This window comes from Phocaeicola sp. RTP21198st1_B8_RTP21198_201120 (assembly GCF_040929485.1).
Lineage (GTDB): Bacteria > Bacteroidota > Bacteroidia > Bacteroidales > Bacteroidaceae > Phocaeicola > Phocaeicola dorei.
In genome coordinates this window covers 1-16,639 of record NZ_JBCOCI010000092.1, presented here as the reverse complement: position 1 = coordinate 16,639, position 16,639 = coordinate 1, and the positions used below count along the sequence as shown (strand labels likewise).

Here is a 16,639-nt window from a genome sequence, read left to right as displayed (position 1 = left end):
AAAAATTATGGAAAATGAAGAATTGATAAAGCAAGTGACAGAGAAAGCAGAGAAATGGTTAACACCTGCTTATGATGCCGAAACACAGGCTGAAATTAAGAAAATGTTGGCGAATCCCGATAAGACTGATTTGATTGAAGCATTTTATAAAGATTTGGAGTTTGGAACAGGTGGTTTGCGTGGTATTATGGGCGTGGGTAGTAACCGTATGAATATTTATACGGTAGGTGCTGCTACTCAAGGCTTGTCTAATTATCTAAATAAAAATTTTAAAGATCTCGATCAGATTTCTGTAGTGGTAGGTCATGATTGCCGTAACAACAGCCGTTTGTTTGCGGAAATTTCTGCCAATATTTTTTCAGCGAATGGTATTAAAGTATATTTGTTTGAAGATATGCGTCCTACTCCTGAAATGTCATTTGCTATCCGTCATTTCGGTTGCCAGAGCGGTATCAATATTACTGCCTCTCATAATCCGAGAGAATACAATGGTTACAAGGCTTATTGGGATGATGGTGCACAAGTATTGGCTCCGCACGATAAAGGTATCATTGATGAGGTGAACAAGATTTCATCGGCTACCGACATTAAGTTTGAAGGTAACAAGGATCTGATTCAGATTGTGGGCGAAGAGGTAGACAGCGTCTATTTGAATAAAGTGAAAACAATTTCTATTGATCCTGAAGTGATCAAGCGTCAGAAGGATTTGAAAATTGTGTATACTCCGATTCATGGTACAGGTATGATGTTGATTCCGCGTGCATTGAAGCAATGGGGATTTGAAAATGTACATACCGTGCCTGAACAAATGGTGAAGAGTGGCGATTTTCCGACTGTTATTTCTCCGAATCCGGAAAATGCCGAGGCTTTGTCTATGGCTATTGATTTGGCTAAGAAAATTGACGCCGACATTGTAATGGCTAGTGATCCGGATGCTGACCGTGTAGGTATGGCTTGTAAAAATGACAAAGGAGAATGGGTGCTGATCAATGGTAACCAAACCTGTTTGCTGTTCTTGTATTATATAATAAAGAATCGTATTGCGATGGGTAAGATGAAGGATGATGATTTCATTGTGAAGACTATCGTTACTACGGAACTGATTAAATCTGTCGCAGATAAGAACCACATCGAAATGTTGGATTGCTATACCGGATTCAAGTGGATTGCACGTGAGATCCGTTTGCGTGAAGGAAAACAGCAGTACATCGGTGGTGGTGAGGAAAGTTACGGTTTCCTGGCTGAAGATTTTGTCCGTGATAAAGATGCTGTTTCTGCTTGTACATTGTTAGCAGAGATTTGTGCTTGGGCAAAAGATCAGGGCAAAACATTGTTCGAAGTTTTGCTTGATATTTATGTGGAGTATGGTTTCTCAAAAGAAACTACTGTGAATGTTGTGAAACCAGGAAAGAGCGGGGCAGAAGAGATTAAGGCAATGATGGAAAACTTCCGTTCTAATCCTCCGAGAGAAATAGGCGGTTCTAAGGTTGTTCTTGTCAAAGACTTTAAAACTTTGAAGGCTACTGATGGTAATGGGAATATAACAGAAATAGATATGCCGGAGGCTAGTAACGTATTGCAATATTTTACAGAAGATGGAACTAAAATTTCAGTTCGCCCGTCAGGAACAGAACCTAAAATCAAGTTCTATGTGGAAGTAAAAGGTGAAATGGGTTGCCACAAATGTTTCGATGCCGCTAATGCAGCTGCTGAGGAAAAGGTGGAAGCCGTAAGAAAATCACTGGGAATTTAATCGAGGGTAAGCGTTGGGCGAAAGTCTGGGAGAATATTCATTCATAAATAAAAAAAGGGGGGGAGAGATGTATTTCTCTATCCCCTTTTCTTTTATTTCCATGCCATTTATATCAAAATCTACACTTCTTTGTTTATTTTTTGTTGTAACTTTGCCTTCTGTTTTAAATAAGGTGAAAGATATGATGTGGTTACTTCTGGCATTTCTCTCGGCTGCACTGCTGGGATTTTATGATGTATTTAAGAAACAGTCGTTAAAGGACAATGCGGTTATTCCAGTATTATTTCTTAATACGTTGTTCTCTAGTTTGATATTTCTTCCTTTTATTGTATTGTCAGTGTGGAGGCCGGGAATATTGGAGAATTCTATTTTTTATGTGCCTGTTGCTGGGTGGGAGGTGCATCGTTATGTGGTGTTGAAATCTGTTATTGTCCTTTCGTCGTGGATGTTGGGATATTTTGGAATGAAGAATCTGCCTATCACGATTGTGGGACCTATAAACGCTACCCGTCCGGTGATGGTGTTGGTAGGAGCTTTAGTGGTCTTTGGTGAGCGTTTGAATTTTTACCAATGGATTGGTGTGCTGATGGCTGTCTTCTCTTTTTTTATGCTGAGCCGCAGCGGAAAGAAAGAGGGAATAGATTTTAAACATAATAAGTGGATTTATTATGTGGTAATGGCGGCTGTGTTGGGAGCTGTCAGCGGGCTTTATGACAAGTACCTCATGGCGCCTGCCGATCAAGGAGGTATCGGACTAGATAGAATGATTGTGCAGTCATGGTATAATATCTATCAATTGTTTATGATGGGAGGTATCTTAATATTGTTATGGTGGCCGAAGCGCAAATCTACCACTCCGTTTCATTGGCATTGGTGTATTATTCTGATATCTATTTTTCTGTCGGCAGCTGATTTTGTTTATTTCTATGCCTTAAGCTTGGACGGGGCAATGATTTCCATTGTATCTATGGTAAGGCGTGGCAGTGTGCTTGTCTCTTTTATATTTGGTGCGATGGTATTCCGTGAGAAGAATCTTAAAAGCAAGGCCGTGGATTTGGTGCTAGTACTTATTGGTATGATATTTCTGTATTTGGGAAGTCAATAAGAAAAAAGATGGGGTGTGACTCATCGTGCATACCCCGTTGTTCTTGATTACTCTATAATGATTTTATATTCTACATCAAACGTTTCTTTTGGTTCTAGTTTCTGTATCCATTCACGGTCTTTTAATTCGCCCGAATACCCTACAGAATCGCAACGTCCATACCATGGTTCAATGCAAACAAATGGGCAATCGGGATGTGTTTTGGTAGGAGACCACAAAGCTACTAACGGAGAATTAAATTCCAAACTGATATGAGGCTTTTTCTTTTTATCCAGTAAGGTTATTTTTTTCAGTTGTTTATTGTCAAAAATATAAGTGTCACAATCAAAAGTATGAATATCAATTGGCATCAGCCCTTCTTTATTTAATTTTAGTACATGACGTTCTGGTGATACGCAACCTTTTTCTATTGGCATGATATATTCTAAATCAGACTTTCGGTCAAAAACAAAGAAGCCACGATCCTTTGTAGCAGCATCGAACTTGGGGAAATAGAAAGCTGGATGTGCTCCGATCTGGAAATACATATCCATAGCTCCCAGATTTTCTACACGCCATTTTACGGTGATTTTATTTTCTTCTAATAAATATCCCACCAATAGGCGGAAGGGAAAAGGAAACTTGCCCAATGTATCAGGAGTGCTTTCCAACCAATATACAGCTCCTTTGTCTTCTTTATAGGTTAGTTTGAAATTCATATCACGTGCAAAACCGTGTTGCCCTATTTCATAAGTGTTTCCGGCATGACGGTATTTATTATTCCACACACGTCCTACTATGGGGAAAAGGACAGGTGAGCGCCGTCCCCAAAATTTAGCGTCTCCCTGCCAAAGATATTCTTTGCCATCCTTTTTGATACTTTGAAGCTCAGCGCCATGTTCGGCTATTTGTACAGTCAGGACAGAATTAGATAGTGTTTCCATGTTTCTTCATTTATAAATTCTTTTTTCAAAGGTAGGGATGTTTCATGACATGACAAAGTGAATCTTCATCTTTGTGTAAATTTTATCTAAAAGGCTTTTTGGGATCAAATAAATTTTAATAAAAGCTTATGCTTGTGTTTATTTTTGCTTATGTTTGTCAATAAAACTATGAAGGAGGATAAGATGGAGAACATACATTTGATATTTAAATTTTTATGGTATAGTATATTATTTTGTATATGGGGAGTATCTTGTACAAGTTCCGGAACTTATAAAAAGACTCAAATGGATATTTATATGCAGTATTATGATTTTATAATTGATTCACTGTCAAAAAATCCTAATTATGTATGTACCCGGACTGCCAGGCAAATGTCGTTTACCACAGATAGTGTGGCGTATTGCCATTATCTTGTTCTTTTGGCAAAAGCATATATGTTTAAGTCCGAGATGGATTCGGCTAAACTTAGCATGGATAGAGCGGAAGTATTTTGCGATGGAGCTGAACCGTCACCGTTAATTAATGATTTGTATGCTGAGATTTACAATATGCGGGGTAATGTATGTGTTCGTCAAGGGTTGACAGATTCTTCAGTGGTATGTTTTCAAAAAGCGTTCGATTATCGTTTGAAGGGTAGTAACAGAGATATGCTTCATGATATTTCTATTAATTTGGCTGATGCTTTTGTCCGTACCGGTCATTATGATAAAGGTGCGATGTGGTATCGTAAAGCTTTGTCTTACTGTGATTCATTGAAGATTCCTGAAGAAAAGCGTTTTCCTGTTTATTACGGATTGGCACAGGTTTATATGGAACTTCGTGATTTTACTTCTTGTGATTATTACTATGAACTGGCGGCTCGGCAATATGATAAGATGCTTCCATTTGAGAAACATATTTATTTGAATAATCGTGGTAATTCTTATTATTTTCGTGCTGATTATCCTAATGCTTTAGAATTTTTCAGAAAATCATTATTGTTAGCTCGTTCTTATCCAGATATGATTTTTGAGGAACATCTGACTGAAATGAATTTGGGAGAAACTTTTCTGTTGATGAATCAGGTTGATTCTGCCGCATACTATTTAAATCTTTGTAGTGATTTTTTTCGTTCTATCGAAAATCAGACAGCTCTCTATTATTTGGATACCCAGTTGATTGAACTTGCCTTGAAGCAGAATAATTTGCCTTTAGCACGTAAACGTATGTCTGAGGCTATCCAGCCTGATTATGTGGAACCGAATATGCAGCATATCCGTAACCGTTACCTACAACATTATTTTGAAGAGGTGGGAGATTTCAAACAAGCTTATTATTATCAAATGGAAAATCAGCGTATTGATGATTCTACACGTAATGAGCGTATTAAAATGCGTACAGCTGAAATTGATCTGAAATACAGTCAGGACACCACGCTGATGAAGCAGAAAATTTTCATTCAGCAAAAAGAGAATGAAGTTCTGGCGCTGAACCAGACGCTTTACCTGTGGATGTTTGCCTGCATCTGTATTCTGGGGCTCGCTGTATTTGTCTACACATACAACAAGAGACAGCGTTTCTTGCTGCAAATGAGAAGTCAGAATATGATTGCCACTTTGCGTATGGAGAATATCCGTAACCGGGTTTCTCCCCATTTCATTTTTAACATTCTGAACCGTGAGATGGGTAACTACACCGACGAGCAAGTCGGAAATATGCGTGGGCTGGTAAAACTGATGCGGCGCAACCTGGAACTGACCGAGCAACTGTGTGTTACCATGGCTGAGGAACTGGACTTTGTCAATACGTTTATCAACCTGGAACGTGAAGCATTGGGAGATAGCTTTATACTGTCCACATCCATAGATGCTGCCATCCATCTTGACCAAGAAATACTTCCTTCCATGATGATACAGATTCCGATAGAAAATGCCATCAAGCATGCCCTGAAGGACAAAGAGGGGATGAAAAGACTGTGGGTTGACATCAGAAAGACCGGGGAAGGAATCTGTGTCAAGGTGCGTGACAACGGGGGAGGTTACCGGGTAAACAGTGCCAACTACGGTACAGGCACCGGTATAAAAGTGATTCTTCAAACCATACAGTTGTTGAACGCTAACAATAAGAAGCATATCGATATATCCATAACCAATGTGCAGTTGGAAGACGGAGAAACCGGTTGCGAGTTTGCTGTCTTCCTGCCCCATGGTTATGATTATAATTTGAAAAAGATGGTTTAGTCATTATTTTTGCTAGAATAGTGTCCGAAACGGTCGCTATAGTTCCATAACCAGAGTGTCGGGTTTGTGCGTTAAAACATGTTTTAATACTTTTGTTCCGTTAATAACTAAAGCAGGATTGTTTACTATGGATAAACTATACAGGGTCGTAATAATTGATGATGATGAGTTCTCTGCGGACAATCTTTGTCTGGAACTGAAGAAATATAACAGGCTGTCTATAGATGGGATGGCGCGTAACGGTGTGAATGGCCGGAAACTGCTGGAAAAGGTTCATCCGGATTTGCTGTTCCTGGACGTGGAACTGCCGGACATGAAGGGCATGGAACTGCTGGAACAGATAAGGGGGGCAATCACTTGGAATATGCAGATTGTGTTCTATACGGCTTATGATAAATACATGATTTATGCCATCCGTGGGGCAGCTTTCGACTACTTGCTGAAGCCGATAGACAAGAAGGAGCTGGAAGGGATTATCGACCGCTTCATGAAAAAGGAGGAAGAGTCGGCAGCTGCATCTTTGGCTATTCCTGCGCGTGTGCATTCGGTCGGCGAGCATACCTTTATGATATCCACGCCTACCAATGATTTGCGTATTCTACGTTCCATTGACATTGGTTTTTTCCGTTATAACTCCGACCGGAAACTGTGGGAAGTGGTGCTGAACAACCAGCTGCCTCTGCTGCTGAAGAAAAATACTACGGCTGATCATATCAAGGGATATGACCCCTGCTTCGTCCAGATCCATCAGTCGTATATCATTAATATCAATTATCTGATGATGATTAAGGAGAACCGCTGTGTCATGTTTCCCCCGTTTGAGAATATTACGGAACTTCAGGTTTCCAAGAAATTCAGAAAAGAATTACAGGATAGGTTTTATTTGTTGTAGTGAATCTATTGATAACATTGAAAATACAAGTTTATAGAAAGTGATTTTAAATCACAATGGAAGAGCAGGAGTCGTGAGATTGCTGCTTTTTTGCTTTTAGTGCTTAATTTTTCCTTTGCGGTATATGGAAATGAGGTTATATAGTCATTAATTTAGATAGAATAGTATGCTTATTAGGCTGTTTGATACTTTCTCTTGGTTTTGTGAATTTGTAAAATGGCGTTAATTGTTTTTCTTTGAAGCCACATAAGGTTAAAAAAAAGACATGTATATGAATGAAGTAAAAAAAGTAATATTGTTTTTGTTATGCTGTGCTATACCTTTTAGTTTTTATGCACAGAAAGCACGCCAAAATGCTGCAACAAAGAAATGGGGATATGAGCAGACCGAAAATAAAGGATGGTGGGAAAATTCAAAATATAGAGGTAATTCTATGTTTGGTGAATGGGATGCGGCTTTAGTAAATCAGGATTATGAGATAAATTGGTTGATTTCTCCACAATATGAAGAGGTGACTAAGAGATTTACAGAAAAGTTGGCGGGAGTAGTTTTAGGAGGAAAAGTAGGTTTTATAGACATACACAACCGTTTTATAATTAAACCGCAGTTTGAAAATGTAGATGATGTTCATGGGTTTAATTTAGGACTGTCTGCGGTAAAGAAGAATGGCAAATTTGGCTTTATAAATAAAAAAGGAGAATTTGTCATTGAACCTCAATTTGATTACGCTGATAATTTTAGAGATAACATGTTGGCTACAATCAAGCAAGATGGTAAGTTCGGGGCTATTAATTTGAGGGGGGAAATCGTTGTTCCATGTAAATATATTCTAGAAGAAGCAATGATAAGCGTTCCTATATCCAATAAGGTATATCGTCAGAAACAAGAAGAAATGAAAAATGCGAAAGGGAACGGTGATTTTGATGATTTGCTTGATAAAATCGCTGAATGTAGCAGAGAGGTCAATGAAAAAATTAATAATCCTGGAACAGAAGTTATAACCGATTCTCTCAGAATAAGGGAAGATAATGGTAAAATGGGCCTTATAGTGGGAGAACAAATTGTAATTCCTACAGAATATGAGGAGCTTATAATAGCTGAAGATGGATTCGTTCTTGCTTGCAAGCGGGATAAATGGGGAGTTTTGGATATATATGGGCGTACTATATTGCCTTGTGTTTATCAATGGGTATATTATGATGTATCGGCAAAGGTCTGGATTGCCAAAAGTTTTGCAATGGGGTTATATAATAGTCAAGGTGCTTTATTACTACCGGGAAGGATTGATTATATAGGTAGTTTTGTGGATGGCAAAGCACCTGTTTGGCTGAATTCCGTACTTGGTTGGATAGATACGAAGGGACAACTCTCTGATGGCTTTGCAGAGGATGTGACAGAATCCTTTTTGAAAGAAGAAAAAAGGGGAGTGGCAGGTGCTTGGGGTATGTTTAATTTATTAACAGACTTGATTCCGGACTATGCCATGGCCCACTATTATATGGGAAAAGGACAAGTGGCAGATGGCATTTATTCTAAGGGAATGGAGCATCTGAAGATAGCGGCAGAATTGGATCCGGATAATGAAGAAGTAGCGTTGGCGCTGAAGCAAGCCAAAAAGGACAAGAAGAAAAGAACTTTGAATACGATTGGTTACATTGCAAGTGTGCATAATGATTTGGAATCTACGAACTCTAATTCTTTTAAGGATGAAAGCAGAAATCAAAATAAGCCTTCATCCGGAATTAGTCTGGGGGTTTCTATGGATGAGATAGATGCCCTTGGTGGATCTACAGCTACTGCTATAGCAGGAGGCAGTAATCATTGCGATTTTTTGAAATATGTGTTAGAAGATCTTGAAGAAAAGATTCAGGAGAATACAGGCAAATTGATGGGAGAGTATTATCGGAAAGTGAAGGATGAATATTTGCAGTTTGCCAGTAAAGAAGGGTGTGAACAATAATATATAATTAAAGATTAGAATTATGAAAGTAATGAATGTGAAATTTGTCGGTAGAATCATTATGACGATTCTTTTTGTATTCATCTGTATTGGAGCGTACGCAGGTGATGACCTTTTAAAGTATGAGATAGAGGGAGAAGGAGTAGGTGTACAGGGTACTTATTTAGTAAAAGTGACAGTAATCCAGAAGAAAAGTAAATTGGATATCGATGTGATCAAGAAGTGTGCGGTTCATGGGGTGCTTTTCAAAGGATTTTCCAGTCAGACTTCACGTACCCGGCAGAAACCTTTGGCAGGAAGTATGGTGGTAGAACAGCAGCATCAGGATTATTTTGATGTCTTCTTCCAAAAAGGAGGTTCTTATATAAATTTTGCCAATATGATAGGAGAGAATCTTTCAGTGGTGAAAATGGGAAAGCAGTATCGAATTTCAGCAGTGGTTTCCGTTGCGAAAGACGCCCTCTATCAAGAGCTGGTATCAGCCGGAGTTATTAAAGGACTAAATAATGGATTTTAGCTTATGTATAAGAGATTGATTGTTACTTTTCTGATACTGGCTGGCGCACTATTGCCTGCTTTTGCCCAGCAGGCTCATGAAGTGTTTTATCTGAATAATGGTACGTAGTGAAGGGAGTTATCTTGAAGCGTACGGATAGTGAAAATAAAGGCATCCAATGGTGAAATTTATCAGTATCCTTTGGTCGTTGTGGAAGTTTGTGGAGGAGAGCGTCATTTTGAGAATATTGTATTATTGAAATTAGGCTATGAATTTTAAAGAAGAAAAAATTATGAAATATCTATTTTATACGTGGAAATTGGGATGTCTGCTTTTACTTGTCTTTGCCGGATGCAGCAGCAAAAAGAGTGTTTCTTCCTATCATTCCTTTGAGAGTGAATGTTTGGGAGTAGAACTGGATGGTTCGGAGACACTTCGAGCTTGGGGCAGAGGGAAAAATCGTACTGATGCTATAGAGCAGGCAAAGAAAAATGCAGTAAGGGATGTTTTGTTCAAAGGTGTTGCTGCCGGTAGTCGTGAATGTAGTGTGCGCCCTTTGGTAACAGAAGTGAATGCACAGGAACGGTATGCATATTATTTTAACGACTTTTTTAGAGACGGAGGGGAATACCTGAAGTATGTAAGTATGGAAGATAAGAAAACAAATTCTAACATGAAGACTTCTAATAAGACTCAAATTTCTTATTCCACTACGGTGCGTGTGCTTCGTTCTCAATTACAGCAGAAACTGATAGAAGATAAAATTTTAAAACCATAAAGACAGAAAAACATGAAAAAATTATATGCTATTTTATTTATTGTAGCACTTGTACACACCGGAGTGTATGGACAGGCTAAAAAACCCACCATTATGGTTGTTCCTGCTAATGTGTGGTGTACCCATAATGGTTATACACAAAAATATAACAATCAAGGCATTATTACCGAACTTCCGGATTATAAAAAGGCGTTGGATAATGATCTGAACTTGGTGAATGTCATAACGAAAATAGGTGAGTTGATGGCTGAAAAAGATTTTCCGTTGAAAGATATGGCATCTTCTATTCGTTCCATAGAGCAGAGTTCGGCGGAACATGAGATGACTACCAGTTCTACTTCGGGAGCTTCACTGGCAGAGTCTCCTTTGGATCGGTTAATGAATAGAGCTAAAGCTGATATTCTGATTGAAGTAGTTTGGAATATTAATACAATGGGTCCCAAACGTTCTGTTACTTATACTTTGCGAGGCTTGGATGCTTACACTAATAAGCAGGTCGCAGCGACGCAAGGTACGGGAGAACCTTCTATGGCTGCTGAAGTGGCAGTATTGTTGGAAGAAGCGGTAGTAGACAAGATGGATGCTTTCGTAAGTCAGTTACAGAAACATTTTGATGATTTGATGGCTAATGGCCGTGAAGTAGCATTAGAAGTCCACGTGTTTGATAATGGGAGCGGTGTTAATTTGGAAAGTGAATTTGGGGGGGCTGAACTACAGGAAATCATAGAAGATTGGGTGGCGCAGAATACGGTGGCTCATCGTTTTAGTTTAACTGATGCAACTGAGAATATGATGCTTTTTGAGCAGGTACGCATTCCGCTTTATCGTGAAAATGGAATGGCTAGAGATACAAGAAGCTTTGCAAATGATTTGCGCAAATATCTCAATCAGAAAGCCAATCTTACCTGCAAAGTAATGACGAAAGGGTTAGGTAAAGCTGAATTGGTTATCGGAGAAAAATAGAAAAGATATGAAAATAAGGAATATGATATTTACCGCTTGGTGTGCATGTTGTGCCATGTCTGCGGCAGCACAGGATTGTGAGATAAGCCTTACAATAGCTAAAGCTGCCCAGAAAGAGGAACTTCCATCTCAGGTACAAGAGATTTTAGGAAATCGTTTAGCTGCGGCAGTGGCCGCTCAGGGGGGTGTTGCCAATTCCAATTTTACACCATTCTTTATCACAGCTAAGGCCAATACTTTATATAAGGAAACATTGTCCGGTCCTCCTGTCAGTACAGCGCTTACTGTTCAATTGACTTTGTATATAGGAGATGCAGTAGGGCAGAAAGTATTTTCTACTCTCACTGTGGATGCAAAAGGAGTAGGTACTAATATTAACCGGGCATATATCAATGCTTTCCGTGCAATAAATGGCAAAAACGTGAAAATGCAAGAATTTATACGCGAAGGGAAAGAAAAAATTATCTCTTGGTATAATAGTAATTATAGGCAAATATTGATAAAAGCGCAAAAAAGTGCTTCTATGCATGAGTATGATGCTGCATTGTATTATGTTACCTCCATTCCTGAATGTTGTGTCGGCTATGAGGAAGCTAGTAAACTGATAGACACTTATTATACTCAATATGTGAATTATAATTGTCAATTGATTATGCAATACGCCAGATCCGAATGGGCAAAGTCACCCGATGCGGAAGGTGCTTCAAGGGCTTTTGACTGGTTGGTTTTCATTGAGCCGGGAAGTAGTTGTGAAGGTGAAGCTAAAGCTTTGTATAATGAAATAAAGCAAAAGGTGACCAGTGATTGGGATTTTGAGAATCGTGAGAAATATAAGGATGAAGCGGGGCTGAAAAAGCAGAGGATAGAAGCTGCCAGAGCTATAGGTGTAGCATTTGGTAATGGGCAGCAACCGGTTACTACTAATATTACTTGGCTCCATTAATTCAAGTTCAAATGATTTTAAATAAAAAGAATATGAGAAATAAAAAAGTTATCCTAATTCTATGTCTGCTGGTGCTGGTCAGTGGCTCTGTGCAAGCTCAGAGGTTGAAGGCCGTGCAGAATGAAAAGGGGCGTTATGGCTTTATGACGGAAGACGGGACAGTAGTGATAAAGTATAAATATGATGAAGCTACCCCTTTTAAAGACGGTATCGCTAAAATAGGAAAAGATGGAAAATACAGTCTGATTAATGAAGATGGTGAAATCATTACAAAACGGAAATATACATATATCGGTGAATTTTATAACGGGGTTTGCCCCGTCGCTGAAGGTGGAAATACTAAAAAAGGAGTAATGCTAACAACGGGTGGACTCATAGGCAATAAAGCTAGTAGTAATACAGGTGAAAAATGGGGGTTGATTGATAAGACAGGTAAGGAAATCCTGAAAACTGATTATGAGGCAATGGGAGATTTAAATAAAAAACTGATATATGTCTTGAAAGGCAAGAAGTTCGGGTTCATTGATTCAGCTGGCAATATCATAGTGAAGCCTACTTATAATTTTATAGGCAGTTTCAACGACCAAGGAATCTGTTGGGTTAATATCGGTGGCAAATACGATAAAAAGAACAACATGGTGTCTAAAGGTAAATTCGGGTTAATCAATGAAAATGGGCGGGAAATAATTCCTGCCAAATATGAAGATGTGGGCAACTTCCCTATTTTGCGAGATAAGAAAACTGGAGCTTTGCTTGATGAGGCTGCCTTTTATACTAAGGCAGACCAGTCCGCATTTCCTGCTACCAAGCAGGAGATACAGAGCTTGCTGCTTCCCAAGCCTCATGCTGCTGAGTCCCAGTTGCCTTCATCGAGGGTAGATTATTTTTATTTCATTAATAAGAAATCCCAAGGGTTGGTAGATGTCCATGGAAATACTATTATTCCTTTAACAGCCAATCAGGCTATTCTTCCTCCTTCAGACAATATGCTTAGGCTTGCTAAAGTGGAAAAGAAGCAAATAGCTAAAGCTTATTATGATTTGGATGCTGAAGTGATGGTCAGAATACCTTCTTCAGAAAAGGGAAAGTTTGGGGCTTTCAGCCATAATTTAGCTCCGGTTTCATTGGATGATGAATTGTATTTCATAGATAAAAAGGGGAACAAGGTGATTGGTGGCCTGTCAAAGGCTTTCCTGAGCAATGAAGGATACCGGGTGGTACAAAAGGGATCGGCTTTTGGTGCAATTGATTCTACAGGGGCAGTTGTTATTCCTATTGAATATACTAATTCGCTTACCAGTGTGAACAATGGGCGCTTGGGAGTACAAAAAAATGCTTCTTGGTTTTATGTAGATATGAAAGGACAAATCGTATCCGATAAGTATGACCGTATAGGCAATTTTCATCGGGGGTATGCATCCGTATGCCTGAACAAATTATGGGGGGCTATTGATTTGCAGAACCGGGTTGTCGTTCCTTTAGAGTGGCAAGGTGTAGCTCCTATAGTCAATCCGCAATTGATATGGGTGAAAAAGGATAACCTGTATTACCTTTATGATGGGGTGCAAAAGTCTGTTCGTCTGAAGCAGGGATTTGCCAATGCATCCAATTTTGATAATGAGATGGCTTATGTGATGTCCGATGGAAAGTGGGGGATTATTGATCCGGATGGCAAGATACTGGTGCCTTGCTTGTTCGAAAAAGAAGAGGATATGGTCTTGGCCAAACAATATATGTTAGCGGAAGACAAGAAGAGCTTGACCGAAGTAGAGGCTCTTCGAGTGATTGCACGTTTTGACCCGGATACAAATATGTTTAAGATAACCTCTGTCATTCCAGATAAACATTGGGATTATTAATTATTGAATGTTTGAAAAATGAAAAGATTCATTATAATACAGTTGTTGACGGTGGTATTCGCCGCTCAAATTCAAGCCCAAGGAGACGGCGAAATAAAATATCGTCGCAGTTCTCTTTATAGCATGATGATCAATCACGAAGGAAGAGAATTTGGTGATGAAATAAAGGATGTTTTTCTCAAAATTCCTGTTCCTGATAAATACAATAATCATGATTTAAGTGTAAAAGTAATCTATACTTCTGAAAAGAAATTGGATAAAAACCATGAGGAGATAGATGAATTTATCAGAAATAATGGTATTGCCAGTCGTATGGTAGGACGCTGGTTTAACCGTGATTACATGACAGGGGTCTGTGATGTAGAACTGGTGAAAGAACGAGGGCTGTACAATGCTTCCGAACTGGACAAGGCTTTGGCATCCAAGACTCAACGCGGAAACGCTCTGTTGGAAGATGCCGGTGAGGACTTGATTGGAAATACTTTTCTTATTGTGAATGATATTCGCTATATTGACCGTTCAAAAGGTTCAAGTGTGTGGGGAGGAATTGTCAAAGGGCTGGGTGCGGCAGCGGCCATTTACACCGGTGAGACATCCTATATGGATTTAGGTAATTCTACGGGAGATATAGTTGCATCCTATAAGGGGTTTAAAGTAAATATTGATACTTATCTCTATCAACTGGTTTGGGATGAAGAGACTGCAACAAAATTCTATACTCAATATTATACTGATAAGGATAATAAGGAGAAGGTGAATGCTTTCAATAATAACCGTAAGATGTTCAAGTTGAAGTATGTGGGCAGCCAGCATAGTGATGGAAGTAACACTTCCTTTTTGGGTATTAACTTGGACGAGCCCCAGCAAATGGTGCGAAAGGCATGCCAACGTGCCATTGATGAAAATATAGCGAGTCTGCAAAAGAATTTTGACCAGTTCAAAGTAAATACCCCCTTAATTAGTGTTTCTCCCCTTAAAGCTTATATTGGCTTGAAAGAGGGAGTCACTGAAAAGTCTAAATTTGAAGTACTGGAAGCCGAACTGAGCAAAGAAGGCAAAATGACTTATAAGCGTGTAGGAGTGATTCAGCCTAAGGAGAATCTGATTTGGGATAATCGTTATATGGCTTCCGAGGAACAGGCTTATGGTTCGGACTTTGGTTTTACCACTTTCCGAAAAGTGTCGGGTGGCGATTTTTATCCGGGAATGTTGATTCGTGAAATAAAATAAGTGTTTAAGTTAGCCGGCTTCGTCAACAGAAGTGAAAATTGGTTGCTTGCCAAAAAGATTTGTTGATATGGCTGAATAGTGAAATTCAAAACAAACAGGCGTTCATTTCCGAGGAATAAACGCCTGTTTGTTTTATGTTTTAAATGGTTCTATAGTTCTATACTGCCAGTCTGGAGAGGTGGTGAAAAGTATAACTGGGCTTTTGATGGTTCTTCCGATTCTATATCATATAGAGCTGGAATGTGAAGCCTAAATTTATATATTTTCAAGCTTGTCTTATTTGCATAATTTATTTATTGTATATATAGTCGTTAATTTTAGCTGCTTGGTATCTATTTTAGTGTGTTTAGTGTAAATCTTGACAAATGATAGTTTTTTGAATATAAAAGTTGCAATACATTTGCAAATGTAAACTTATAGAGTCAATTGTTACGAAGTATGGAAAAGACAATTATTGCAGCATTTTAATGCTAATTTCGTTAACATCGTATGCACAGGGTTTAATGTGGAATGCGAAGGCTGCTCAATATGAGCAGCATGTCTAGCGTAGAGGAATCTAAAATGCATCCAGGTTTCTATGCAGGAATAGGAGCTGAGTATGCTATTGATGAAAATTGGTCTGTCCGTCTTTCTTTATTGTTCACTATGAAAGGAGTGAAACAAGATTACAAATTTTAATAAAAATACTGCATTATGAAGAAACTGTTTTTTATCATGGCTATGTCCGTATGTGCATTTATGGCACAAGCACAAACTACTTCCGGTATTCGCGTGGGGTTAAATATGACCAGTGCTACAGGGAAGTATAATGATCTTATGGCAGATCAAGATTATAATAATAAAAGCTATATGGGTTACAGTGTCCATTATTTTATAGATGTTCCTGTGATTGGCAACTTTAGTATTCAGCCTGCTATTGGACTTTCTATGAAAGGTATCACTTATGAATATGATAAATTTACTACTAAAAAATCGCATCGGGTCGATTTGGATTCTTATAAGAAATATGATGTGACAGAATCTCGCGGCACTAGTGTCACTCAAAAACATAATCTGGGCTATTTGGACGTTCCTATTTTATTTGCTTATGCTTTACCTTTGTCAGAATCGTTTAGGGTTCAGTTGGGAGTGGGCCCTTACTTCTCTTATGGGTTGTTTGGTAAGTTTAAATATGAGTCGGATACATATTTGACAGTATCCCCCGACAAATATGGAGAAAATAAACATACCATAACCAAAGATGATTGTCCCTCCTTTGGCAAGAATGATGATGGGGACGATCCTAAAGGTAATATTAACCGTTTTGACTGGGGAATTGCCATACAGGGCAGCATCTATTGGAAGCGCTTGTTTTTGAATGTTGCTTATCAAAAAGGTCTGAAATCGGCTAATATTACTGACGAGAAGAATGAAGGGAAAGATAAATTGGCTCTTTCCAATTTGTCGTTAGGGTTAGGCTTTATATTTTAGATTTTTATCGGTTTGACTTAACCGATTGAAGAATAAACTTTTAGCGA

At 38.7% G+C, this 16,639-nt stretch carries 14 protein-coding genes; 13 read left to right on the top strand and 1 reads right to left on the bottom strand.

What is annotated here, in order from left to right; translation table 11 throughout:
• Positions 1-7 precede the first annotated feature (7 nt).
• Both AB5935_RS20985 and AB5935_RS20980 read left to right on the top strand, forming a co-directional pair.
• Positions 8-1,753 (top strand): phospho-sugar mutase, encoded by a 1,746-nt coding sequence (locus AB5935_RS20985; protein WP_007833248.1) that lies wholly within the window; start codon positions 8-10, stop codon positions 1,751-1,753.
• 184 nt (positions 1,754-1,937) lie between these two features.
• A complete protein-coding gene (locus AB5935_RS20980) occupies positions 1,938-2,858 on the top strand; it encodes a DMT family transporter (RefSeq protein ID WP_008675498.1) in 921 nt (306 codons plus the stop codon).
• A gap of 47 nt (positions 2,859-2,905) precedes the next feature.
• Here AB5935_RS20980 and AB5935_RS20975 read toward each other — a convergent pair whose 3' ends face one another.
• The gene (locus tag AB5935_RS20975; protein ID WP_007833252.1) at positions 2,906-3,781 is read right to left on the bottom strand and encodes an aldose 1-epimerase family protein; all 876 of its coding nucleotides are present in this window, start codon (positions 3,779-3,781) and stop codon (positions 2,906-2,908) included.
• A gap of 168 nt (positions 3,782-3,949) precedes the next feature.
• On the opposite strand from AB5935_RS20975, the gene AB5935_RS20970 reads away from it, so the two are divergent.
• From AB5935_RS20970 to AB5935_RS20920, 11 genes are all read left to right on the top strand, one after another.
• On the top strand, positions 3,950-6,001 hold the full coding sequence (locus AB5935_RS20970) for a histidine kinase (protein ID WP_007844314.1): 2,052 nt from the start codon (positions 3,950-3,952) through the stop codon (positions 5,999-6,001).
• A gap of 127 nt (positions 6,002-6,128) precedes the next feature.
• Complete coding sequence (locus tag AB5935_RS20965) at positions 6,129-6,893, top strand: LytR/AlgR family response regulator transcription factor (protein ID WP_007833256.1); 765 nt, start codon at positions 6,129-6,131, stop codon at positions 6,891-6,893.
• 265 nt (positions 6,894-7,158) lie between these two features.
• A complete protein-coding gene (locus AB5935_RS20960; protein WP_007855963.1) occupies positions 7,159-8,853 on the top strand; it encodes a WG repeat-containing protein in 1,695 nt (564 codons plus the stop codon).
• 22 nt (positions 8,854-8,875) lie between these two features.
• Positions 8,876-9,370 carry a hypothetical protein gene (locus AB5935_RS20955; RefSeq protein ID WP_007833259.1) on the top strand — a complete coding sequence of 165 codons (495 nt, stop codon included), beginning with the start codon at positions 8,876-8,878 and terminating at the stop codon, positions 9,368-9,370.
• Between the two features lie 271 nt (positions 9,371-9,641).
• Positions 9,642-10,127: a hypothetical protein gene (locus tag AB5935_RS20950; RefSeq protein WP_007844320.1), complete on the top strand. Its 486-nt coding sequence runs from the start codon at positions 9,642-9,644 to the stop codon at positions 10,125-10,127.
• Between the two features lie 12 nt (positions 10,128-10,139).
• Entirely contained in the window at positions 10,140-11,090 is a 951-nt protein-coding gene (locus AB5935_RS20945) for a DUF6175 family protein (RefSeq protein WP_007844322.1), read from the top strand.
• A gap of 7 nt (positions 11,091-11,097) precedes the next feature.
• Positions 11,098-12,033 carry a hypothetical protein gene (locus AB5935_RS20940; protein WP_007833267.1) on the top strand — a complete coding sequence of 312 codons (936 nt, stop codon included), beginning with the start codon at positions 11,098-11,100 and terminating at the stop codon, positions 12,031-12,033.
• Positions 12,034-12,044: 11 nt separating this feature from the next.
• Positions 12,045-13,892, top strand: coding sequence for a WG repeat-containing protein (locus AB5935_RS20935; RefSeq protein WP_007844324.1), 1,848 nt, complete (start codon positions 12,045-12,047; stop codon positions 13,890-13,892).
• 18 nt (positions 13,893-13,910) lie between these two features.
• The gene (locus AB5935_RS20930; protein WP_007833270.1) at positions 13,911-15,122 is read left to right on the top strand and encodes a hypothetical protein; all 1,212 of its coding nucleotides are present in this window, start codon (positions 13,911-13,913) and stop codon (positions 15,120-15,122) included.
• Positions 15,123-15,650: 528 nt separating this feature from the next.
• Positions 15,651-15,800: a hypothetical protein gene (locus AB5935_RS20925; protein WP_227191427.1), complete on the top strand. Its 150-nt coding sequence runs from the start codon at positions 15,651-15,653 to the stop codon at positions 15,798-15,800.
• Between the two features lie 15 nt (positions 15,801-15,815).
• Positions 15,816-16,592: a porin family protein gene (locus AB5935_RS20920; RefSeq protein ID WP_007833275.1), complete on the top strand. Its 777-nt coding sequence runs from the start codon at positions 15,816-15,818 to the stop codon at positions 16,590-16,592.
• Positions 16,593-16,639 lie beyond the last annotated feature (47 nt).

What these genes read in the sequence shown, in the direction of transcription:
- AB5935_RS20985 (WP_007833248.1), top strand. Translation starts at nt 8, where the DNA reads ATGGAAAATGAAGAATTGATAAAGCAAGTGACAGAGAAAGCAGAGAAA.
- AB5935_RS20980 (WP_008675498.1), top strand. Translation starts at nt 1,938, where the DNA reads ATGTGGTTACTTCTGGCATTTCTCTCGGCTGCACTGCTGGGATTTTAT.
- AB5935_RS20975 (WP_007833252.1), bottom strand. Translation starts at nt 3,781, where the DNA reads ATGGAAACACTATCTAATTCTGTCCTGACTGTACAAATAGCCGAACAT.
- AB5935_RS20970 (WP_007844314.1), top strand. Translation starts at nt 3,950, where the DNA reads ATGAAGGAGGATAAGATGGAGAACATACATTTGATATTTAAATTTTTA.
- AB5935_RS20965 (WP_007833256.1), top strand. Translation starts at nt 6,129, where the DNA reads ATGGATAAACTATACAGGGTCGTAATAATTGATGATGATGAGTTCTCT.
- AB5935_RS20960 (WP_007855963.1), top strand. Translation starts at nt 7,159, where the DNA reads ATGTATATGAATGAAGTAAAAAAAGTAATATTGTTTTTGTTATGCTGT.
- AB5935_RS20955 (WP_007833259.1), top strand. Translation starts at nt 8,876, where the DNA reads ATGAAAGTAATGAATGTGAAATTTGTCGGTAGAATCATTATGACGATT.
- AB5935_RS20950 (WP_007844320.1), top strand. Translation starts at nt 9,642, where the DNA reads ATGAAATATCTATTTTATACGTGGAAATTGGGATGTCTGCTTTTACTT.
- AB5935_RS20945 (WP_007844322.1), top strand. Translation starts at nt 10,140, where the DNA reads ATGAAAAAATTATATGCTATTTTATTTATTGTAGCACTTGTACACACC.
- AB5935_RS20940 (WP_007833267.1), top strand. Translation starts at nt 11,098, where the DNA reads ATGAAAATAAGGAATATGATATTTACCGCTTGGTGTGCATGTTGTGCC.
- AB5935_RS20935 (WP_007844324.1), top strand. Translation starts at nt 12,045, where the DNA reads ATGATTTTAAATAAAAAGAATATGAGAAATAAAAAAGTTATCCTAATT.
- AB5935_RS20930 (WP_007833270.1), top strand. Translation starts at nt 13,911, where the DNA reads ATGAAAAGATTCATTATAATACAGTTGTTGACGGTGGTATTCGCCGCT.
- AB5935_RS20925 (WP_227191427.1), top strand. Translation starts at nt 15,651, where the DNA reads ATGAGCAGCATGTCTAGCGTAGAGGAATCTAAAATGCATCCAGGTTTC.
- AB5935_RS20920 (WP_007833275.1), top strand. Translation starts at nt 15,816, where the DNA reads ATGAAGAAACTGTTTTTTATCATGGCTATGTCCGTATGTGCATTTATG.